The organism is Streptomyces misionensis (assembly GCF_900104815.1).
Lineage (GTDB): Bacteria > Actinomycetota > Actinomycetes > Streptomycetales > Streptomycetaceae > Streptomyces > Streptomyces misionensis.
Window position 1 is genome coordinate 1828473 of record NZ_FNTD01000004.1, and the last position, 21335, is coordinate 1849807.

General features: G+C 74.3%; 18 protein-coding genes. 6 read left to right on the forward strand and 12 right to left on the reverse strand.

Annotated elements, in window-relative coordinates:
• Positions 1-15: 15 nt before the first annotated feature.
• Together BLW85_RS09835 and BLW85_RS09840 are read right to left on the reverse strand one after the other, a co-directional pair.
• The gene (locus BLW85_RS09835) at positions 16-2583 is read right to left on the reverse strand and encodes a YfhO family protein (protein ID WP_074991850.1); all 2568 of its coding nucleotides are present in this window, start codon (positions 2581-2583) and stop codon (positions 16-18) included.
• 179 nt (positions 2584-2762) lie between these two features.
• Positions 2763-3356, reverse strand: a complete 594-nt coding sequence (locus tag BLW85_RS09840) for a CGNR zinc finger domain-containing protein (protein WP_074991851.1) — start codon at positions 3354-3356, stop codon at positions 2763-2765.
• Positions 3357-3446: 90 nt separating this feature from the next.
• On the opposite strand from BLW85_RS09840, the gene BLW85_RS09845 reads away from it, so the two are divergent.
• Entirely contained in the window at positions 3447-4679 is a 1233-nt protein-coding gene (locus BLW85_RS09845) for a cysteine desulfurase (protein WP_074991852.1), read from the forward strand.
• A gap of 689 nt (positions 4680-5368) precedes the next feature.
• Here the strand turns inward: BLW85_RS09845 and BLW85_RS09850 are convergent.
• Both BLW85_RS09850 and BLW85_RS09855 read right to left on the reverse strand, forming a co-directional pair.
• Entirely contained in the window at positions 5369-5806 is a 438-nt protein-coding gene (locus BLW85_RS09850; RefSeq protein WP_070030177.1) for a GNAT family N-acetyltransferase, read from the reverse strand.
• A gap of 62 nt (positions 5807-5868) precedes the next feature.
• On the reverse strand, positions 5869-7302 hold the full coding sequence (locus tag BLW85_RS09855) for an aminotransferase-like domain-containing protein (protein ID WP_208624827.1): 1434 nt from the start codon (positions 7300-7302) through the stop codon (positions 5869-5871).
• On the opposite strand from BLW85_RS09855, the gene BLW85_RS09860 reads away from it, so the two are divergent.
• The gene (locus tag BLW85_RS09860) at positions 7301-8212 is read left to right on the forward strand and encodes a DMT family transporter (RefSeq protein ID WP_079172311.1); all 912 of its coding nucleotides are present in this window, start codon (positions 7301-7303) and stop codon (positions 8210-8212) included. The two genes, BLW85_RS09855 and BLW85_RS09860, sit on opposite strands and share 2 nt — an antisense overlap.
• 19 nt (positions 8213-8231) lie before the next feature.
• Positions 8232-8429, forward strand: coding sequence for a DUF1918 domain-containing protein (locus BLW85_RS09865; protein WP_070030179.1), 198 nt, complete (start codon positions 8232-8234; stop codon positions 8427-8429).
• Position 8430: 1 nt separating this feature from the next.
• Here the strand turns inward: BLW85_RS09865 and BLW85_RS09870 are convergent, their stop codons facing one another.
• Positions 8431-9708 (reverse strand): glycoside hydrolase family 10-like protein, encoded by a 1278-nt coding sequence (locus tag BLW85_RS09870; RefSeq protein WP_177329927.1) that lies wholly within the window; start codon positions 9706-9708, stop codon positions 8431-8433.
• A 181-nt stretch (positions 9709-9889) separates the two neighbouring features.
• On the opposite strand from BLW85_RS09870, the gene BLW85_RS09875 reads away from it, so the two are divergent.
• Positions 9890-10762 carry a 3-hydroxybutyryl-CoA dehydrogenase gene (locus BLW85_RS09875; protein WP_071828525.1) on the forward strand — a complete coding sequence of 291 codons (873 nt, stop codon included), beginning with the start codon at positions 9890-9892 and terminating at the stop codon, positions 10760-10762.
• Positions 10763-10880: 118 nt separating this feature from the next.
• Here BLW85_RS09875 and BLW85_RS09880 read toward each other — a convergent pair whose 3' ends face one another.
• Positions 10881-11801, reverse strand: coding sequence for an NADP-dependent oxidoreductase (locus tag BLW85_RS09880; RefSeq protein ID WP_208624828.1), 921 nt, complete (start codon positions 11799-11801; stop codon positions 10881-10883).
• A gap of 79 nt (positions 11802-11880) precedes the next feature.
• The gene (locus BLW85_RS09885) at positions 11881-12519 is read right to left on the reverse strand and encodes an HD domain-containing protein (protein WP_074991855.1); all 639 of its coding nucleotides are present in this window, start codon (positions 12517-12519) and stop codon (positions 11881-11883) included.
• A gap of 106 nt (positions 12520-12625) precedes the next feature.
• On the opposite strand from BLW85_RS09885, the gene BLW85_RS09890 reads away from it, so the two are divergent.
• Together BLW85_RS09890 and BLW85_RS09895 are read left to right on the forward strand one after the other, a co-directional pair.
• Positions 12626-13594 carry a GlxA family transcriptional regulator gene (locus tag BLW85_RS09890; protein ID WP_070030183.1) on the forward strand — a complete coding sequence of 323 codons (969 nt, stop codon included), beginning with the start codon at positions 12626-12628 and terminating at the stop codon, positions 13592-13594.
• Between the two features lie 217 nt (positions 13595-13811).
• A complete protein-coding gene (locus tag BLW85_RS09895) occupies positions 13812-14072 on the forward strand; it encodes a hypothetical protein (protein WP_070030185.1) in 261 nt (86 codons plus the stop codon).
• Between the two features lie 4 nt (positions 14073-14076).
• Here BLW85_RS09895 and BLW85_RS09900 read toward each other — a convergent pair whose 3' ends face one another.
• The 5 genes from BLW85_RS09900 to pheS form a co-directional block, all read right to left on the reverse strand.
• Positions 14077-14613 (reverse strand): NUDIX domain-containing protein, encoded by a 537-nt coding sequence (locus BLW85_RS09900; RefSeq protein ID WP_071828526.1) that lies wholly within the window; start codon positions 14611-14613, stop codon positions 14077-14079.
• Positions 14614-14678: 65 nt separating this feature from the next.
• Positions 14679-16019 carry an NsdA family TPR-like regulatory protein gene (locus BLW85_RS09905; RefSeq protein WP_070030190.1) on the reverse strand — a complete coding sequence of 447 codons (1341 nt, stop codon included), beginning with the start codon at positions 16017-16019 and terminating at the stop codon, positions 14679-14681.
• Between the two features lie 191 nt (positions 16020-16210).
• Positions 16211-17257: a PP2C family protein-serine/threonine phosphatase gene (locus BLW85_RS09910; protein ID WP_074991856.1), complete on the reverse strand. Its 1047-nt coding sequence runs from the start codon at positions 17255-17257 to the stop codon at positions 16211-16213.
• A gap of 293 nt (positions 17258-17550) precedes the next feature.
• Complete coding sequence (gene pheT, locus BLW85_RS09915; RefSeq protein WP_074991857.1) at positions 17551-20067, reverse strand: phenylalanine--tRNA ligase subunit beta; 2517 nt, start codon at positions 20065-20067, stop codon at positions 17551-17553.
• Entirely contained in the window at positions 20067-21188 is a 1122-nt protein-coding gene (pheS, locus tag BLW85_RS09920) for a phenylalanine--tRNA ligase subunit alpha (protein WP_070030196.1), read from the reverse strand. Before pheS ends, pheT begins: the two co-directional genes overlap by 1 nt.
• Positions 21189-21335 lie beyond the last annotated feature (147 nt).

Genomic DNA, 21335 nt, shown 5'->3' on the forward strand with positions numbered 1-21335 from the left:
CCCCCAGGGTCGCGGTCAGTGCGCGGCCGTCGCGCGCTCGCGCGGTGCCGGTGGTGCGGTCGGGGCGGGCGCCGAGGTGCGTCGGCGGCGGACGGCGGCGCCCGCGGTGAGCAGGAGCAGGACCGCGAGCGAGGCGAGCCCGACGGTCGTGCCCAGCCGTAGGCCGGGCGGGTGGAAGGTGCAGGTCAGGCTGGTCTGGCCGCCGTCCAGGGGGACGGCGATCAGACCGTGGTACTGGCCGGCGGGCCGAGCCGGGCCGTCGCCCGCGGCGCACCGCCAGCCGGCGATGCGGGGCGCGGCGACGACGGCGAGTCCCCTGCTGCCGGGCGGCAGTTGGGCGTGCAGGGTGCCGTCCGAGACGGTGACCGCCGTGGCTCCGGTGGCCGTGAGGCGGGCGGCGGCGGTGTCCAGCCGGGCGGTGTCCAGGCAGCCGACGGCGCCCGGCGGGACGCGGCCGGGCCGGTCGGGGACCAGCTCGATCCGCACCCGCCCGGAGGCCGGGGTCCGGCCCAGCGGCTCCATCGCGGCCAGGCTGCGCCCGCTCACCGACCGGAACACGGCGGTGTCCGTGCCGGTGGCGAGCCGGGCGGTGCCGGAGAAGTGCGGTGCCCACAGGTTCACCTGGGTGCCGGGCGGGCAGCTCGCGGTGATCGCCGGCCGGGTCCGCGCGGTGCCCGAGCCGACCCGGCGGGCGGGCAGCGGGGCCCCGGCGTCGTCGCGCACGGTGAGGGCGGGCACGGTGTAGACACGGCTGCCCAGCAGCAGTTCCTGGTTGCGGTACGGGGACGCGCCGAAGGGCGTGGTGCCGGGGCCGGGCCGCACGGTGACCAGGGGCGGCACGGCCCGCCGGGTGACGGTGGGCGGGGCGGTGTCCCCGGGACGGTGGGTCTGGTGCGGGTCGGGCGGGCTGTGCACCCGGGCGCCGACGGAGAAGAGCACGTCGGTGACGGCGTTGTCGAGGCTCTGCACCCCCCGGCCGCGCGAGGTCCAGCCGCCGCCCAGCGCGGTGAGGGTGCGGGAGAGGACGTCGGAGGTCAGGCTGCTGTAGTAGGCGGCGCCCTGACCGCCCACCAGCATCGGGTCGTTGGCGACGGTCTGTTCGCGGCCGGGCTCGGTGCGGTGGCGGGGCCAGTCGTCGGCCCCGGCGATCGCCGCCGCCTGCCGCTGCTGCCGCTGGCCGAAGGGGGCGTAGTCGTCCAGGTGCTTGAGGCGCAGCCCGTTCGCGACGGCGGAGGTGACGGCGCTCTCGCCCAGCTGCGCGCCGAGGAGGACGAGGACGGCGAGGGCGGCGAGTCCGCCGTGCCGCCCCGCGCCGCGCAGGAGGAGGAGTCCGGTGAGCGTTCCGCCGGCGGCGAGCAGCAGGAGGGGCCAGGTGTGCGCGTGGATCACGTCGCTGCCGCGGGCGGCGACGGCGCCCAGGGCGAGCAGCGCGGTGGCGGCGCCGAGCGCGGCCGGTCGGGGCGGGCCGTACGACAGGGCGTGCCAGGCGGCGATGACGAGCAGCCCGGCCAGCACGAAGGTCTGCCGGTAGGAGCTGCCCTGCGGGGTGGCGAAGGCGTGCCAGGCGAGGCTGGTGGGCGCCCATTGCAGGGAGAGGGCCACCGCGAGCACCAGCGCGGTCCAGGCCGCCCGGACGCGGCCCGGGACGGCCCGGTGGAAGGGCAGGGCGAGGGCGAGCAGCAGGGCGGTGGTGCCGACGTAGAGCGCCGGGGAGCCCCAGCCGTACGTCCCCGGCAGCAGCCGGGCGACCAGGTCCTCGGTCGGCACCGGGTTGAACGGCCGTACCCGGCCCGGGTAGGCGTGCTTGGTGCCGAGGTAGACGACCGCCACCAGGGGCGCGGCGAGCCCCGTGCCGAGGACGACGGTGAGCACGGCGCGGCCGGTGGCGGCGAGGGCCTGCCGGCGGGTCGGCCCGGCGAGCGACAGCCGTACCAGCAGCACCAGCGCGGCCCCGAGGGTGGCCATGTAGGCGGTGTAGAAGTTGGCGCTCCACACGAGCGCGACGAGCAGCACCCCGAGGACGCGGCGCCGCCCGGCCAGGGCCCATTCGCCGACCAGGCACAGCAGCGGCAGCGCGATCAGCCCGTCGAGCCACATCGGGTTGTAGTCGGCGTCCGCCAGCGTCCAGCCGCACAGCGCGTACGACGCCCCGAGCAGCCCCGCCGCCCACCAGCGGCCGGGCCGCAGCGCGAGCAGCAGGCACGCCATGACGGCCGCCGCGCAGGCGATCTTCAAGACGGTGATGACGTACACCGCGAGGTCGATCTCGTCCCGGGGGAAGAGCGCGACGAGCGGCGCGAACGGGCTGGCGAGGTAGGTGCCGAAGTCGGGCAGGAAGCTGGAGCCGTACCCGGACTGCCAGTTGACCAGCAGTCCGCCGTCGGCCCTGCCGTGCAGCAGGTCCCAGAGGTGGGCGTGCAGCGGTACGTACTGGTTGCCCAGGTCGTTGACGCTGCGGGTGCGCGGGCCGAACGGGTAGCCGCCGGCCAGCGCGTCCGCGGCGCACAGCGCCACGCAGGCGACGAGGGCGGCCAGCGACGCGGCGGCCGGGCGCCCCGCGCCCCGCTCGCTCCGACGAACCATTCTCGGCAGCTCCCCACGAATTCGCCTCTGGATTTCGCCGGGTTAGACGGTGCTGCTTTCTCTTCGGTTGTATCCGCATCGCACATTGATGCGTTTTTCTACGGCCCCGGGCCGAAAATCATCGATTTCATGTCCACCCGGGAAACCAAAGCTTTCCGGCACGTTATTCGGAGGTGTTTTCAAGGTGAAGTGCCTTTGCGGGCCGCATACGCCCGCGCGGCCCGGACCCGGTTGCCGCACTGGGTGGTGCACCAGCGGCGGGCGCCGTGGGAGCGCAGGAACCAGCGGTCGCAGCCGGGCGCGGCGCACTCGGTGAGCTGGGCCGCGTCGCCCCCGGTGAGCAGGTCGGCGGCGTCCTCGGCGAGCAGGAACAGCGCGGCGGCGGCCGGGTTGCCGGTGTCGGGGACGTCGTCCCGGCGCGGGCCGTCGGCGCCCCAGCCGAGGCGGGGCGTGGACGGGGCGGCGGCGAGGGCCGCGTTGAGGGCGTCGAGGGCGTCGGCCGGCGGCGGGCCGCCGCTGCCGTGCGCCTCGAACAGGGCCCGCAGCGCCTCCCGGAGCACGCGCAGCCGGCCGGCCTGCCGCCCGTTCAGCGGCACCCGGTCGGGCAGCGCCTCGTGCCGGACCAGCCACAGGTGCGCGGCCTCGGCGCCGTCGAGCAGGTCGACCTGGCCGTGGCTGACCCGGAAGCGGCTGTTGACCAGCGCCAGGCAGACGTACCGGTCCTCGCCGGGGACGGGCATCCGGTGCAGGTAGACGGGGGTCTCTTGATCCACGGCCTCATGGTAATCCTTGCGGTTCTCCGTGAGAGGAGATTACCGTGCCTCACGGAGAAACATTCACGAAGCCGTGAGAGGTGAGACGCCGTGGCCTTCGACGTGGACGCGCTGCGCAAGGACTTCCCGATCCTGGGGCGGACGCTGGCGAGCGGCGCACCGCTCGTCTACCTGGACTCCGGGGCGACCACCCAGAAACCGCTGGCGGTCCTGGACGCCGAGCGGGAGTTCTACCTCACCCGCAACGCGGCCGTGCACCGCGGCGCGCACCAGCTCGCGGGCGAGGCCACGGAGGCCTACGAGGACGCCCGGCACACCGTCGCGCGGTTCATCGGCGCGGCCGACGACGAAGTGGTCTTCACCAAGAACACCACCGAGGGCATCAACCTCGTCGCCTACGCCCTCGGCAACGCCGGCCGGATCGGCCCCGGCGACCGCATCGTGGTGACGGAGATGGAACACCACGCCAACCTGGTGCCCTGGCAGCAGCTCGCCGAGCGGACCGGGGCAACCCTGGACTGGTTCGGCCTGACCGACGACGGCCGCCTCGACCTGACCCGGATCGACGAACTCCTCGACGAGCGCACCAGGGTGCTCGCCGTCACCCACCAGTCCAACGTGCTCGGCACGCTCAACCCGGTGCGCGAACTCGCGGACCGCGCCCATGCGTTCGGCACCCTGGTGGTCGTGGACGGCGCCCAGTCCGTACCGCACCGCCCGGTGGACGTGCGCGCGCTGGGCGCGGACTTCCTCGCGTTCTCCGGGCACAAGATGCTCGGCCCGAACGGCATCGGCGTGCTGTGGGGCCGCGCGGACCTGCTCGGCGAACTGCCGCCGTTCCTCACCGGCGGCTCGATGATCGAGGTGGTGGAGATGGACCGCACCAGCTTCCTGCCGCCGCCGCAGCGCTTCGAGGCGGGCGTCCCGATGACCGCGCAGGCGGTGGGGCTCGCGGCGGCGGTCGACTACCTGGAGCGGCTGGGCATGGCCGAGGTGGCGGCGTACGAGGAGACGCTCACCGCCCGCGCCCTGGAACTGCTCGCCGAGGTCCCGGGCGTCCGCGTGGTCGGGCCCGCCGGCCCCGCCGACCGGGGTTCGGCGGTCTCCTTCACCGTGGACGGCATCCACCCGCACGACGTCGGCCAGGTCCTGGACGACCGGGGCGTCGCCGTCCGCGTCGGCCACCACTGCGCCCGGCCGATCGTGCGGCGCTACGGCATCCCGGCGACCACCCGCGCGAGCTTCTACGTCTACAACACCCCCGCCGAGGTGGACGCGCTGGTCGAGGGCGTACGGGCGGCGCAGCGGTTCTTCGCCCGGTGACCGTCGCGGCCACGCGGGCGAGGGGCCGCGGCCGGGGCGGTCGGCCCAGGCCCTCGATGCGGAGGCTGCGGCGGGGCGGGTGACCGGTGCGGGGCGGTGGCAGCGGGCGCACGTCCAGGTTCCGGAGCCGGCGCACGCCGCCGGGTTCCAGACGGTGGCGGGCGGCGGCTTCGAGGCGTGGACCGGTGCCGCGCGGACCACCGGGGGTCGGCGACCGTGACCACGCGGGCGCCGTGCCCGGCGGGGCGGGCGCCGAGCCGACCGCCGCCGGGAGATGAGGGCCGACCGGGGATCCGCCGCCGCGCCGGGCGGGTCGGCGGGTCGGCGGGTCGGCGGGTCGGCGGGTCGGCGGGTCGGCGGGTCGGCGGGTCGGCGGGTCGGCGGGTCGGCGGGTCGGCGGGTCGGCGGGTCGGCGGGTCAGGCGTCCCCCGCCGCCGGTTCGCGCGCCACCGCCTCGCCCGGGGTCGGCCCGCGCCCGGCGCAGTTCGGCCGCCGCCGGCGGCACCGGGTCCGCCGGCCGCGCACGACATCCCAGCCGGCCCGATCCAGCGGCCGGTCGTCCCCGCACCGCTCCGTGAGCAGCGGCGCGCGGCGGGACGACCGTCACCCCCCGCGGCATGCGGTGACGGTCGTGCCCACGGGTGCGGGGGGCACGAGGCGCCCCCGGGCCCTGAGGTGTGCCCGGCCGTTCACCGCGGGGTGTGGATCATCCACATCTCGGGGCGGTCCAGCGGGCGGAAGCCCAGCTTCTCGTAGACCCCGTGCGCGTCCTCGGTGGCGAGCAGGATGCGACGCAGGCCGTACGGCCGCAGGTGGTCGCGGATGCCCGCGACGAACGCGGTGCCCACACCCTTGCCGCGCACCGAGCGGTCGACGTAGACATCGGCGAGCCACGCGAACAGCGCCCGGTCGGTCACCACCCGGGCGTACGCCACCTGCGCGCCCGTATCCGTCTCGTACACCCCGAAGTTGAGCGAGGACGCCATGGCCTGCTCGTGCGTCTCGCGGGGGCGGTCCACCGCCCAGTAGGCGTCGGTGGACAGCCAGCGGTGGACCAGGCCGACGTCGACGCGGGCGGTGTCGTCGGAGAACTCGTAGCCATCGGGGAGTCGGGGTGTCTCGCTCATCGCGCGATGATCGCAGGCGCGGGCCGTCCGGGGCCACCCGATTCGGGTTCCACCGGCAGGCCCTACCGCGCCTCGTCCCAGGCCGCCCGCAGCCGCCGCACCCCGTCCGCGATCTCCCCGGTGCCGGCCACCGCCGCGAAGCTCAGCCGCACGTACGGGCCGGGGGGTTCGGCGCTGAAGTAGGGGCGCCCCGGGGTGAGGGCCACGCCCGCGCGCAGGGCGGCGGCGGACAGTGCCGCGTCGTCGGTGCCCTCGGGCAGGCGCGGCCAGAGGTGGTAGCCGCCGGACGGGACGTGCGGCAGGGCGAGTTCGGGCAGGTGCAGGGCGAGCGCGCGGGTCATCGCCTCGCGGCGCAGCCGCAACTCCTCCGCCAGCGTGCGCAGATGGCGGGTCCAGGCCGGGGAGCCGACCAGTTCCAGCGCGGCCTCCTGGAGCGGGCGGGGGACGAAGAAGGTGTCCACCACCTGGATGGCGCGCAGCCGTTCCAGCACCGGTCCGTGCGCGGCGAGCGCGCTCACCCGGAAGCTGGGTGAGGTCGCCTTGGTCAGCGAGCCGACGTGCACCACCACGCCGTCGGGGTCGTCGGCGGCCAGCGGGCGCGGCAGCGGGCCCGCGTCGGCGTGCACGAGGCGCCGTACGAAGTCGTCCTCGATGACGAAGGCGCCGGCCGCGCGGGCGATGCGCAGCACCTCGGGGCGCCGGTCGGGGGCCAGGACCGCGCCGGTCGGGTTCTGGAACAGGGGCTGGCAGACGAACACCCGGGCGCCGGTGGCCCGGAAGGCGTCCGCGAGCAGGTCGGGGCGGACGCCGTCGCGGTCCACCGGCACCGGGACGGGGCGCAGTCCGCCCGCCCGGGCGAGGGCGAGCATGCCGGGGTAGGTGGGCGACTCGACCAGCACCGGGGCGCCGGGCGGGGCGAGCGCGCGCAGGGCGGTGGCCAGCGCGGCCTGGCCGCCCGCCGCGATCAGCACGTCGGCGGCGCCCACCGTGCCGCCGATCTCGCGCGCGAACCACTCCCGCAGCTCCGGCAGCCCCTCCAGCGGCGGCCGCGCCCAGGCGCCGGGGCGCCGGCCCGCGCGGGCGAGCGCCGCCGCCATGGCCCGCTCCGGCTGGAGCGAGGGATGGAGGTAGCCGCCGTTGAACTCCAGCACCCCGGGCGGCGGCGCGGCCAGCGAGACCGTGACCCCGGAGGCGTCCACGGTGCGCGGTACGAGATCGGCGCTGCCGTCGGCGCTCAGCGCGACCTCCTGCCAGGAGGTGTCCCCGGCCGGCTCCCGCTCGGCGCGCGGCCGGGCCCGGAAGGCGCCGGCGCCGGGCCGGGTGACGACCAGGCCCTCGGCGGCCAGCTGGGCGAGGGCCCGCGAGACGGTCACCGGGCTCACCCGGAACCGCTCGACCAGCGCCCTGCTCGACGGCAGCTTCTCACCGGTCGAGTAGCGGTCCAGCTCCCTTCGCAGCCGTTCCGCCAGTTCTCCCACACTGCTACGCTCTTGCATGAAGACACAGAGTAGCGCTATCGACGCGGGCCCGATAGCAGTCACCGCTCCCCCGGAGCACCGGGTGCTCGGAACCGTGCTCGCCGCCCTCGGCGTCGCCTCCTTCTCCCTCACCTTCCCGGCCACCGCCTGGGGCCTGGAGGGTTTCGGCCCCTGGTCGCTGGTGACCGTGCGCAGCGTGCTGGCCGCGCTGGTGGCGGGCGGCGCCCTGCTGGCCCTGCGGGTACGGCTCCCCGAGCGGCGCCGGCTCGGCTCCCTCGCCGTCGTGGCGCTCGGCGTGGTGCTCGGCTTCCCGACGCTGACCACGCTCGCCCTGCGCACCTCCACCACCGCGCACGCGGCCGTCGTGGTGGGGCTGCTGCCGCTGACCACGGCCGTCTGCTCGGCACTGCGCACCGGGCACCGCCCCTCCCGCCGGTTCTGGGTCGCGGCGGTGGCGGGCGCGGCGGCGGTGCTGGCGTTCACCGTGGTGCAGAGCGGCGGCGCGCTCACCGCCGCCGACGGCTATCTGTTCGCCGCCCTGCTGGTGTGCGCCGCCGGGTACACCGAGGGCGGGCTGCTGGCCCGGGTCATGCCGGGCTGGCAGGTGATCGGCTGGGCGCTGGTGCTGTGCCTGCCGCTCACGCTGCCGGCCGCCGCGCTGGCCCTCACGTACGAGCCCGTGCACTTCACCGCGCACGGCGTCGCCGGGGTGCTGTGGGTGGCGCTGGGCTCCCAGTTCCTCGGTCTGGTGGTCTGGTACCGGGGGATGGCGGCCATCGGGGTGCCCCGGGCGAGCCAGTTGCAGTTGGCTCAGCCCCTGCTCACACTGGTGTGGTCGGCGCTGCTGCTGGGCGAGCACTTCACGGCGGCCGCTCCCCTGACCGCCGTCGCCGTGCTCGTGTGCATCGCCGTCACCCAGCGGTCGTGATCGTGAGGAGGGCCGGGAGATGCGTGCGTCCAAAGGGGACCACCTTGTCCAGCACGGCAGGGTGGTCGGCCAACACGACCAGGAGTCCGAAGTCGTCGAAGTGATGGGACAGGAGGGCAACCCGCCCTACCGGGTCCGCTTCCCGGACGGGCACGAGGCGATCATGTCGCCCGGACCCGACTGCCAGGTCAAGCACAGGGAAGAGCCGCAGCGGTAGCTCAGCGGGGCGGGCTCGCCGGCCGCGTGTAGTGGTCCGCGACCACGCGGCGCATCGCCCCGATGGGGTCGGTCGCCATGTCCTGGGCGGCGAAGAACAGGTGCCCGCCGACCTGCGGACGCCGGGCGGCGAGTGCGAGGTGCCGGGACAGCTCCGCCGGGTCCTGCCAGGCCGCCGGACGCCCGTCGGCCCCCGCGGCCCCGGCCCGGTACAGGGCCTCGCCGATGTAGAGCCGGGTCCCGGTGCCGTCGGCGACCCGGGCCCACCAGTCGAGCAGCGTCGTGTAGTCCGCGCCGGTGGCGCCGATCTCCCAGTAGAGCTGGGGCGCGACGTAGTCGATCCAGTGCTCGCGGACCCAGCGGCGGGTGTCCGCGTACAGGTCGTCGTACGTCTGCGCGCCCGCGTCCGTGGCGGAGCCGCGCGGGTCGGTCGCGGCGTTGCGCCACACCCCGAAGGGGCTGATCCCGAAGCGGGTGCCGGGCCGGACCCGTCTGATCCCGGCCGCCATCTCCCCGACCAGCCGGTCGATGTTGTCCCGCCGCCAGTCCGCCCGGCTCGGGAAGGCGCCGCCGTAGCGGTCGTAGGCGTCGTCGTCCTCGAAGGTCTGCCCGTCCTCGGGATAGGGGTAGAAGTAGTCGTCGAAGTGGACCGCGTCGACGGGGTAGCGGGCGACCGCGTCCAGCATGGCCCGCTGGACGAAGGCGCGGACGGCGGGCAGGCCGGGGTTGTAGTAGAGCTTCCCGCCGTACGGCACCGCCCAGTCGGGGTGCGTCCGGGCCGGGTGCGAGGCGGCGAGCAGGCCCGGGTCGGTGTGGTTGGCGATGCGGTACGGGTTGAACCAGGCGTGCAGCTGGAGCCCCCGCGCGTGGGCCTCGCGGACTGCGGTGCCCAGCGGGTCCCAGCCGGGGTCGCGGCCCTGGGTGCCGGTGAGGAACTGCGACCAGGGCTCGTACGGCGAGGGCCACAGGGCGTCGGCGGTCGGCCGCACCTGGAGGATCACCGTGTTCAGCCGGTTGCGCACCGCCCGGTCGAGGTGGGCGATCAGCTCGGCGCGCTGGGCGGCGGCGCCGAGGCCCGGGCGGGAGGGCCAGTCGCGGTTCTCGACCGTCGCCATCCACACGCCCCGCATCTCGGTGGCGGCGCGGGCGCCGGGCGCGCCGGTGGCCCCCCGGGCGCCCCGGGCGGTCGGCACCGCCCGGGTGGCCCCGGTGGTCGCCGCCGCGCAGCCGCCCGCCGCCAGGGCCGACACCGTCGCCAGGGTGAAGGCCCGGCGTGACATGGGTCCCATCCGCACATTCCCTTACGCTCGGGATCCGCATGATCACGGATCGTCCTCCTGGCGATGAATGCCCGCACCCACGCGATCGATCATCGATACTTCGCGGTAACGTGCACGATCGGAGCAGGCGCCGAAACCCGGAGGTCTGCGAGCGAGCCGGAGAACCAGCGAAGGGGACGATGTGACCTTCCCATCGGGAGATATCGAGCGCGTCGGAGTCGTGGGCTGCGGCCAGATGGGCGCCGGCATCGCCGAGGTGTGCGCCCGGGCCGGCCTGAACGTGAAGGTCGCCGAGACCACCGGCGAGGCCCTGGAGATCGGCCGGACCCGGCTGTACAACTCCCTCTCCAAGGCGGCCGAGCGCGGCAAGATCTCCGAGGAGGAGCGGGACGCCACCCAGGCCCGGCTCGGCTTCACCACGGACCTCGGCGAGTTCGCCGACCGCGACCTGGTGATCGAGGCGGTCGTGGAGAGCGAGCCGGTGAAGACGGAGATCTTCCAGGTGCTCGACCAGGTGGTGACCCGCCCGGACGCGATCCTGGCCTCCAACACCTCCTCCATCCCGCTGGTGAAGCTCGCGGTCGCCACCTCGCGCCCGGACCACGTGGTCGGCATCCACTTCTTCAACCCGGCCCCGGTGCAGAAGCTGGTCGAGCTGATCCCCGCGCTCACCACCTCCGAGGGCACCCTCAGCCGCGCCCAGATGTTCGCCGAGAAGGTGCTCGGCAAGCACGCCATCCGCGCCCAGGACCGCTCCGGGTTCGTGGTGAACGCGCTGCTGGTGCCCTATCTGCTCTCCGCGATCCGGATGTTCGAGTCGGGCATCGCGAGCCGCGAGGACATCGACAACGGCATGGAGATGGGCTGCGCCCACCCGATGGGCCCGCTGAAGCTGTCCGACCTGATCGGCCTGGACACCATCGTCTCCATCGCCAACTCGATGTACACCGAGTACAAGGAGCCGCTGTACGCCGCTCCCCCGCTGCTCCAGCGCATGGTCGAGGCGGGCCGCCTGGGCCGCAAGACCGGCTCGGGGTTCTACTCCTACGGCTGACCGCCCGGCCATGGGCCCCGAGCCGGGAGTCCGGCTCGGGGCCCGTGGCCTTTCCGGCCGGGCCGGCGGTACGGCCGTGCCGCCTCCACCGGGGACCAGAACGAGGACGACCGGCTGCTCAGTCCTCCGTGACGCGGATGATCGTCCTGCCCGGGGCACGGGTGGCCGGGGCCAGCGCGGCCGGCGCCTCGGCGAGCGGACGCACGGCGCCGACGACCGGCTTGAGCCGGCCGTCCCGCACCCGCGCGGCGAGATCCGCGAGCCGGGCCCGGTCGGGTTCGACGACGAAGAAGACCGCCCGCCCGTCCTTGGGCCGGACCTTGGGCGGCATGGCGATGGTGACGAGCGTGCCACCGGCCCGGACCAGCGCGGCGGAGCGGTCGAGGACGTCGCCGCCGAGCACGTCGAAGACGACGTCGGCCTCCCCGGCCTCCTCCAGCCGCTCGGTCTCCAGGTCCAGGAACCGGTCGGCGCCCAGGGCGAGGGCCCCCTCCCGGTGAGCGGACCGGCCGGTGCCGACGACCCGGGCGCCGGCCTCGCGGGCGAGCTGCGCCGCGATCGAGCCGACCGCACCCGCGACACCGTGGATCAGGACGGTCTGGCCGGCGGCCAGGCGCCCGTGGTCGAACAGGCCCTGCCAGGCGGTCAGCCCGGAGATCGGCAGCGCGGCGGCCACGGTGTGGTCGATGTCCGCCGGCAGCGGCGCGAGATTGCGGGCCTCCACCGCGACGTACTCGGCGAGGGCGCCGTCACGGGCCCAGTCGGCCAGGCCGAACACCCGCTGCCCGACGCTCAGTCCCGTCGTGCCGTATCCCAGTTCCGCGACGACCCCGGACAGCTCGTGCCCGGGCACACTCGGCGTCCGGTCGCGGCCGGCGCGATCGGTCCACGTGGCCGGCCAGTCCAGTTCCCCGGGGGTGAACCCGGCGGCGTGCACCCGCACGACGACGTCGTTCTCGGCCGCGTGCGGGTGGGGCAGGTCCGTCAGGGACAGCCCGGCGAGACCGGCCTCGCGGTCTCGGACGGTGATGGCTCGCACAAGGGCTCCTCGGTGGGCGTCGTTCCGGTGTGTGTTCTCATCAAGGGGTGCTTTCGCACCGGGCGCGGTGCGGAGCGTGTCATTCGGCCCAGTCGGAGCCCTTGATGACCTCGACGAAGTCGCCGCGGCGGAAGCCGGGCACGAAGTGGGCGAGGACGTCGGCCTTGACGTTGCCGAACGTGGTGTCCGGGCGGTCCTTGAGGCCCTCGGTGAACGCGGCGAGGATCCGGTTCTTGAAGTCGGGGCGGGGATGGGCGGCGACCACCGCGGCACGCTGCTCGTCCGGGACCGCGTGGTAGCCGATGCCCAGGACGTCCAGTTCCACGCCACGGGTGACCAGGGCGATCTCGGGCGCCATGTGCAGCGGGATCTCCACGGTGGTGTGCAGGGCGATGGCCGTCCACACCCGCTCGGCCGGCTCCCCGGTGATGCCGTGGGCGTGCAGGAAGCGGCGGGCCTCGTCGGCGCCGTCGATCTCGAAACGCTGGTCGGTGCGGCGGAAGCGTTGCGTCAGTCCCAGGTCGTGGAACATGGCCCCGACGTAGAGCAGTTCGGGGTCGAAGTCCAGCTTGAGTTCGGCGCCGCGCAGCGACCCGAACAGGAACACCCGGCGCGAGTGGTCGAACAGCAGTGGCGGGGCGGCCTCGCGCACCAGTTCGGTCGCCTCCCGCGCCAGGGCGCTGTCCGGGATGCGCACGCCTGCGATCGTCTCGCTCATCGGGGTCTCCTCCGCTCGGTACCTGTATCCGTGGGCTCCCTCCACCCTCGTCCGTGCCGTAGGCTGCCGCCATGTCCGTCCGGCCATATGAACCACGGATTCAGACATGACGCATCGGATCGCCTTCCTCGTGTTCGACGGCGTGACCCTGCTCGACGTCAGCGGTCCGCTGGAGGTGCTGCACCAGGCGGCCCGGCTCGGGCACCCCTACGACTGCACCCTGGTCTCCCCCGACGGCGGCGACGTCACCACCTCCAGCGGCCCCGTGCTCGCGGGTACGACGGCCGCGGCCGATGCCGGGCCCTTCGACACCCTGGTGATCGCCGGGGCCGACCACCTCGCCGAAGCGGGCCCCCGGCCGGAACTGCTGGCCGCGGCCGGCGCCCTCGCCCCGCGGGCGGCACGGGTCGCCTCCGTGTGCACCGGCGCCTTCGTCCTGGCCGCGCTCGGCCTGCTCGACGACCGCCGGGCCACCACCCACTGGCGCCACGCCCGCACCCTCGCCCGCCGTCACCCTCGCGTGCGCGTCGAACCGGACGCCCTGCACGTCCACGACGGCCGCTACCTCACCTCGGCGGGCATCAGCGCGGGCATCGACCTGACCCTCGCGCTGGTGGAGGACGACCACGGTCCCGACGCCGCCCGTGCCGTCGCCCGCGAACTGGTCGTCTTCATGCAGCGCCCCGGCGGTCAGTCCCAGTTCTCCACCGCGCTGGCCACGCCCACCGCGCGCGGCGGTCTGCTGCGCACGCTGACCGCCGCCGTGCTCGCCGACCCCGCCGCCGACCACAGCCTGCCCGCCATGGCCGCGTCCGCCGCCGTCAGCACCCGGCACCTGACCCGGCTGTTCAGGACCGAACTGCACACCACCCCGGCCCGCTGGGTCGAGCGCGTGCGTCTCGACCGGGCCCAGCAACTCCTCCTCGACGGGCACAGCATCACCGCCGCCGCCCGGTACAGCGGCCTCGGCAGCGACGAGACCCTGCGCCGTGCCTTCGCCCGTCACCTGGGCACCACCCCCACCGAGTACCGCAGGCGCTTCGCCACCACCGGCGAGCAGGCGCCGCGGCCCTGACGGGCTTCCGAGCCGACGCCCGATCACGCACAGCGACAGCCGACGTGCCCGGCACCGCATCCGGTGCCGGGCACGTGCGTTTCACACACCGTGTGCGCGCCGGGCTCGCACATGCCCGGCGCACACGCTCCCCTCGTACCCACCAGGCGAGTTGACTCTTCATGCACGTGCAAGGGGGTACGGAACGTCCCCTTCGACTACGGAAAGGAGTGGACCCGTGACCACCGATCCGGAGCATCCCGTGGTCCATGGAGAACTCGCAGAGTTACGGCGCCGACTGGACGTGGCCTACGCCAGGGTCGAGGGCGGGCTCGCGCTGCTCGGTCACCGCACCGAGGAGACCGCCAAGGAGCTGGACGAGCTGAACTCCCGGATGGTCTCGCTGGAACACGCGCGCTGGCCGCTGCCCTCGCTCGCCGCGCTGACCGCGCTCGGCGCGCTCGTGGTGACCGTCTGGCAGGCGCTGCGCGCCCATTAGCCCACTAGCCCTCGGCCGGCCGGAGATGGTGCAACAGCAGTAGGGCGGCCGCCATGTTGGCGGCCGGGACCTCCCCGCGGGCGATCAGGTCGGGGACGAGTTTGAGCGGGACCCACTCCCTGCGGTCCGACTCGAAGTCGTCCACGGGATGCCCGGTGTACTCGCCCTCGTCGGACCAGTAGATGTGGTGCCGGGCGTCGGTGAGGCCGTTGGACGGCTCCACCGTCATCAGGTGGTGCAGGGGCCCCGGCCGCCAGCCGGTCTCCTCCTCCAGTTCCCGGGCGGCCGCGGCCCTGATGTCCTCGCCGTCCTCGACGACGCCCGCGGCGAGTTCCCAGCCCCAGCTGTCGGTGATGAAGCGGTGCCGCCACAGCAGCAGCACCTCGTTGGCCTCGTTGACGACCGTGGCGACGGCCACCGGGCGCAGCCGGATGAGGAAGTGGTCGAGGTGCCGGCCGTCCGGCAGCTCGACGTCTGCGAGATTGACGCTGAACCAGCGGTTTTCATACACCGTTTGTTCGTTCTGTTTCGTCCACTGCACGGTTCTGCCACCTTTCGCCGATTAGGTGGCAATATCGCAGCAGGGACGGTGCGCCCACAGGGGCCCTACAGTGGCACGCGCAGCGCCCCGTCGATGAGTTCGGCGGCCTCCGTGGTGCCCGGCGAGCCGCAACGTGCCAGGTGTTCGCGCACCGCGCGCAGCCGGTCGCGCAGCCGCTGGGACTCCATCCCCCGCGCCTGTTCGGCCATTTGTACGGCGGTGGCCACGGCCTCCTCCGTGTTGCCCTGGCGCAGTTCGATGGTGCTGAGCATGGCGAGCCGGTGCACTCTTCCCCGGTCGTGGGCGGGGTTGTCCACGGCGGCCGCCGCGTGCTCCCGGGCGGCGCCGAGTTCCCCGAGGCTCAACAGCGCCTCGGCCACCTGGACGTTGACCAGGCCCGGCTGCACATAGCCGGTCTCGTCGGGTTCGTGTCCGCGCCGGATGCGTTCGGCGGCGGTCTCCGCGCGCCGGATGCAGCCGAGGGCACTGCCCGCGTCCCCCAGGTGCGCGTACGCCTTGGCCTGCATCGCGTACAGGTCGGAGGCGAGCGCGGGGGTGATGTGCCGTCCGGCGGTGCGCAGCGCGGCCTCCGCGAAGGCCACCGCCTGCCGGTACTCCCGCATGAACAGCGACTGGTTGACCAGCAGCGCTATCACGTACGCGCCGAGGCCCCGGTCCCCGCTGGCCTTGGCCAGCCGCAGCGCCTGGTGGAAGTAGCGCTGGGCGAGTCCGTGGGCGTCGGAGTCGTAGGCGCAGATGCCGGCGATGGCGACCAGTCCGCCGGTGGCGCGGTGCAGCTGGCGCCCGGTGGCGTCGGTGTAGCCGCCGCGCAGCAGCGGTGCCGCCTCGGCGTTGAGGAAGCCGACGATACGGGCGCGGGTCGCCACGCCCCCGGCCTTGCGGTACATCTGCTCGTAGTGCGTACGGGCCGCGCGCAGCGTCTCGATGTCGGCGGCCGTGACCCGGTGCGGGCCGCCGCGGGAGACGTCGGTGTCCTCGGGCGGGTTCTCCCACTCCCACACCGGCATCACGGCGGGGGTGCCGGTGACGGCGGGGGCGCCGAGGACATGGGGGCGCTGCTGTTCGTCGGAGCGCCACAGGGCGGTGGCCCGTTCCACGAACCCGGACAGCGAGCCGGTGGCCGCGGTGCCGGGGCGGCCGGGCACGCCGAGGCCGATGTCGTCCAGGGTCACGGGCCGGTGCAGCCGGGCGGCGAGCACCTCGCAGATCAGGTCGGGCACCTGGCCGCGTGGCCGCTGGCCCTTCAACCAGCGGGCCACGGCGGTGTGTTCGTAGCGGAGCGCGAGGCCCCGCGCGCGGCCGGCCTGGTTGACGTGGGCGGCGAGACCGGCGTGCGAGATGCCCGCCTCGTCCAGGATGGCGTCGAGCAGAGTGTTGGGCTGCATGGGTGACCCCCGAGTGCCTGGTGCCGCCAGCCTAGTCGCCCCGCGTTCACACGGGGTGTGAACCGAGTGCCCGCGCCCGGGGGGTGCGCGCGCTGTCGCGGCGCGTGCCCGGATCGGTTGACTGGGATTCCTCGCAGGAGGCCCGCCAGGCCACCGGCTCCCCCTCGAACAGCGGTGGTCTGGCGGGAACATCAGTGGTGCGTGCTGGTGACCGGTCGTACGGTCCCGCACGCCATGGCGGTCGGCCCCCGCTCGTTGCGCAGTACCAGGAGTGCCACGTCGTCGGCGGGCGTGCCGCCGGTGTGGCGCAGCAGGGCGGCCAGGAGGGTGCGCAACACCCGCTGGGGCGAGGCCGGTTGGTCGCGTACGGCGGTGCGCAGCACGTCCGGCAGGGCGAAGAACCGGCCCCGGGCGTCCCGGGCGTCCTCCGCGCCGTCGGTGTACAGGACCAGGGACTCGGCGGGCCCCAGCTCGCCGCAGGGGCGCGGCGCCAGGTCCGCGGGGAGCGGGAAGGGGCCCAGCGGGGGCAGTGGTTCGGCGTGGGTCAGGGGTTCGACGGTGGTGCCGCTGAGCCGGTAGGGCCAGGGGTGGCCGCAGTTGAGGGCGGTTAGCTCGCCGCCCGCGCCGATCTCCAGGAGCAGCACGGTGACGAACTCCTCGGCCACCGGGTGGTCGGGGTCCGGGGCGCCGGTCGCGGGGTGTTCGGCGCGGGCCCGTTCCCGCAGGTGCCGGGCGAGGGCGCGCTCCAGCCTGCGCAGCACGCCGGGCAGCGTGGGCTCGTCGTGGGCGGCCTCGCGGAAGCTGCCGAGGAGGGCGGCGACGGTGCCGAGCGCGGCCAGCCCGTGCCCGCGCACGTCGCCCATCACCACCCGCACCCCGTGCTCGGTGGCGACGGCCTCGTACAGATCGCCGCCGACGCTCGCGCCCCGGTCCGCGGACAGCTGCACGGCGGCCACGTTCAGCCCGTCGAGACGCGGCGGCGGGGGCCGCAGCACGACGCTCTGCGCGACCCGGGCCGCCCGCCGGGCGAGCCGCAGCTCGCGCAGCAGGGCGCGGCGGACATGGAGTATCAGGCCGGTGCCCACGGTGAAGAACACGGCGCTGGTGACGATGCGGGCGCCGAGCCCCTCCTGCTGCGCGAGCGGGCAGCCGAACTTGTAACCGACCGCCAACGCTCCCCAGATCGTGGGAAGTACGGCTCCTCGCGCGGTGGGCGCCCGCGCCTTGATGCGGATCATGCCTCTGGTCCCCCATGGAGAGTCCCTGACAGAGCAGACGGACCGACCCCGAAAGGCCGGTCCGATTCTGTCGACGGCTCGGCCCGAACGGCCCGGCTCACCTCCGATGACCACCCGAACGAGTGAGAACGCGCAGGTGAGGATGCATTTATGCAAGACATGACGGAGCGTCAGGAAACGATCGTCCGGGACCGCCGTGCCGCTCGCGCCGGTACGGCGAGGGGCGCCCCTGGCATGACACGAGCGGCCGGCCACGGAGGTCCGTGGCCGGCCGCTCGTGGGGACCGGGTGGGTCAGCCGCGCAGTACGGCTCCGGTGCGCTCGCCCGCCAGGGCGACCGCCGCGTCCCGGGCCGCCGACGCCTCGTCCACCGTCAGCGTCCGGTCGGGGGCGCGGAAGCGCAGCGCGTAGGCGAGCGACTTGCGGCCCTCGCCCAGCTGCTCGGCGTTCTCGTAGACGTCGAACAGGCGGATGGACTCGAGGAGTTCACCCGCGCCGGCGCGCAGCGCGGCCTCGACCTCGGCCGCCGGCACCGGCTTGTCGACCACCAGGGCGACGTCCTGCGTGGCCACCGGGAAGGTGGAGATGCCCGGCGCCATCGGGATGCCGTCGCCGGCCTCCTCCAGGGCGTCCAGGTTCAGCTCCATCGCGCAGGTGCGCTCGGGCAGGCCCAGGGCCTTCAGGACGCGCGGGTGCAGCTCGCCCGCGTGGCCCACGACCCGCTCCGCGCCGTCGGCCACCACGACCAGCTCGGCGCAGCGGCCCGGGTGCCAGGGACCGTACTGGCCCTTGCGCACGGCGAGTTCGGCACCGGCCTCACGGGCGATGGTGCGCGCGGCCTCGATCGCGTCGGCCCAGTCGGCCGGGCGGCCCTTGCCCCACCAGCCGGCCTGCTCGCGGGCGCCCGCGAGGACGACCGCGGCGTGCCGGGGCTGCTCGGGCAGCGCGGCGTTCAGCGCCGCGATCTCCTCGTCGGTGGGACGCCGGTCCACCGGCAGGTGCACGGCGGCGCGGCGCTCCTCGCGCGGGTGGAAGACCAGCCCGGTCTCGAACAGGGCCAGGTCGTGCGAGCCCCGGCCGTCGTTGCGCCGCAGCGCGCCGAGCAGGCCCGGCAGCAGCGTCGTGCGCAGCGCGGGCTCCTCGTCGCTGAGCGGGTTGACCAGCTTGACGACCCGGCGGGCCGGGTCCTCGGCGGCCAGGCCGAGCTGGTCGAAGACCTGCTCGCCGACGAACGGGTAGTTCGGCGCCTCGACGTAGCCGGCGCCGGCCAGCGCCCGGCCGATGCGGCGGTGCAGCCGCTGGCGCTCGGTCAGGCCGCGGCCCGCGGGGGGCTTGGGCAGCGTGGAGGGCAGGTTCTCGTAGCCCTCCAGGCGGATGACCTCTTCCGCGAGGTCGTTCGGGTCCGTCAGGTCGGGCCGCCAGGACGGCACGGTGACGATCAGCTCGTCCTGACCGTAGACGTCGCAGCCGACCTCCTGGAGGCGGCGTACGACGGTCTCGCGGCCGTAGGCGACGCCCGCGACCTTGTCCGGGTGGTCGGCCGGGACGGTGATGGTGCGCGGCGCGGACGGCGCGATGACCTCGGTGACGCCGGCCTCGGCGGTGCCGCCCGCGAGCAGCACCAGCAGGTCCACGGTGCGCTGCGCGGCGGCGGCCGCGGCCTGCGGGTCGACGCCCCGCTCGAAGCGGCGGGAGGCCTCGGACAGCAGCTTGTGGCGGCGGGCCGTGCGCGCGATGGAGACGGCGTTGAAGTGGGCCGCCTCGATCACCACGTCGGTGGTCGCGTTCTCCACGTCCTCGGTGTGGTCGGCGATCTCCGTGTTGGCGCCGCCCATCACGCCCGCGAGGCCGATGGGGCCGCGCTCGTCGGTGATGACCAGGTCCTCGGCGTGCAGCTTGCGCTCGACGCCGTCGAGGGTGACGAGCTTCTCGCCCTCCTGCGCGCGGCGCACGCCGATGGTGCCCTGGACCAGCCTGCGGTCGTAGGCGTGCAGCGGCTGGCCCAGCTCCATCATCACGTAGTTGGTGACGTCGACGGCGAGCGAGATCGGACGCATGCCGACCTTCTGGAGCCGGCGCTGGAGCCAGATCGGGGAGCGGGCCTCGGGGCGCAGCCCGGTGACGGTGCGGGCGGTGAAGCGGTCGCAGCCGAACGGGTCGGCGACCTGGACCGGGTAGCCGTACGCGTTGGGCGCGGGCACGTCGATCAGGGCGGGGTCGCGCAGCGGCAGGCCGTAGGCGATGGCCGTCTCGCGGGCGACGCCGCGGATGGACAGGCAGTCGCCGCGGTTGGCGGTGACGGCGATGTCCAGGACCTCGTCGACCAGCTCGAGCAGCTCGATGGCGTCCTTGCCGACCTCGGTCTCCGGCGGCAGCACGATGATGCCGTGGGTGCCGTCGTCGCCCATGCCCAGCTCGTCGGTGGAGCAGATCATGCCGTGCGAGACCTTGCCGTAGGTCTTGCGGGCGGAGATCGAGAAGCCGCCGGGCAGGGTGGCGCCGGGCAGCACCACGACGACCTTGTCGCCGACCGCGAAGTTGCGGGCGCCGCAGACGATCTCCTGGGGCTCGCCGGTGCCGTTGGCCTGGCCGACGTCGACGGTGCAGAAGCGGATCGGCTTCTTGAAGCCCTCCAGCTCCTCGATGGTCAGTACCTGGCCGACGACCAGGGGGCCCTTGAGGTCGGCGCCGAGCTGCTCGACCGTCTCGACCTCCAGGCCGGCCGAAATGAGCTTGGCCTGGACGTCACGGCCGGTCTCGGTGGCCGGCAGGTCGACGTACTCCCGCAGCCAAGAAAGCGGGACCCGCATCAGATCTCCATCCCGAAGGGCCGGGTGAACCGGATGTCACCCTCGACCATGTCTCGCATGTCTTCGACGTTGTGGCGGAACATCAGCATCCGCTCGATGCCGAACCCGAAGGCGAAGCCGCTGTACTTCTCCGGGTCGACGCCGCAGGCGGTGAGCACCCGCGGGTTGACCATGCCGCAGCCGCCCAGCTCGATCCAGCCCTCGCTGGAGCAGGTGCGGCAGGGCCGGTCGGGGTTGCCGACGGACTCGCCCTTGCAGACGTAGCAGAGCATGTCCATCTCGGCGCTCGGCTCGGTGAAGGGGAAGAAGTTCGGCCGCAGCCGGGTCTTCATGCCCTCGCCGAACAGCGACTGCACCATGTGGTCCAGGGTGCCCTTGAGGTCCGCCATGGTCAGGCCCTCGTCCACGGCGAGCAGCTCGACCTGGTGGAAGACGGGCGTGTGGGTGGCGTCCAGCTCGTCGGTGCGGTAGACGCGGCCCGGGCAGATCACGTAGACCGGCAGCTCACGGTCGAGCAGCGAGCGGATCTGCACGGGCGAGGTGTGGGTGCGCATCACCACCCCGGACTCGGCTCCGCCGTCGGGGGCCTGCACGAAGAAGGTGTCGGCCTCGCCGCGGGCCGGGTGGTCGGGGCCGATGTTCAGGGCGTCGAAGTTGAACCACTCGGCCTCGACCTGGGGGCCCTCGGCGACCTCGTAGCCCATGGCCACGAAGATGTCCTCGATGCGCTCCGACAGCGTGGTCAGCGGGTGGCGGGCACCGGCCTGGACGCGGTCGTGAGGCAGCGTGACGTCGACGTCCTCCTCGACCAGCACCCGGGCGTCGCGCTCGGCCTCCAGCTCGGCCTGGCGGGCGGCGAGGGCCTTGTTCACCGCGCCGCGGGCCATGCCGACGCGCTTGCCGGCCTCGGCCTTGGCGTGCGGGGGCAGGGCGCCGATCTCGCGGTTGGCGAGGGACAGCGGGGACGCCGGGCCGGTGTGGGCGACCTTGGCCTCGTGGAGCGCGTCGAGGGAGTCCGCGGCGGCGAAGGCGGCGAGCGCCTCGTCCCGCATGCGCTCGATCTCTTCCGGTTTCAACGCCTCGACCTCGACAGGGTCGTACGACTTATTGGGTGCCGACATCTCTTCCCGTGCTTCCGATTGTCCTTGTCCCCCAGCTGTCGCTGGGCGGTGCCCCCTGCGGTTGGTCCCCGTCACCGACTCGCGAGGGCCGCGTGAAGGACACAAAGGTGCCAAAGGCCGAGTCTAACGGGGCGGAGGTGCTCGAAG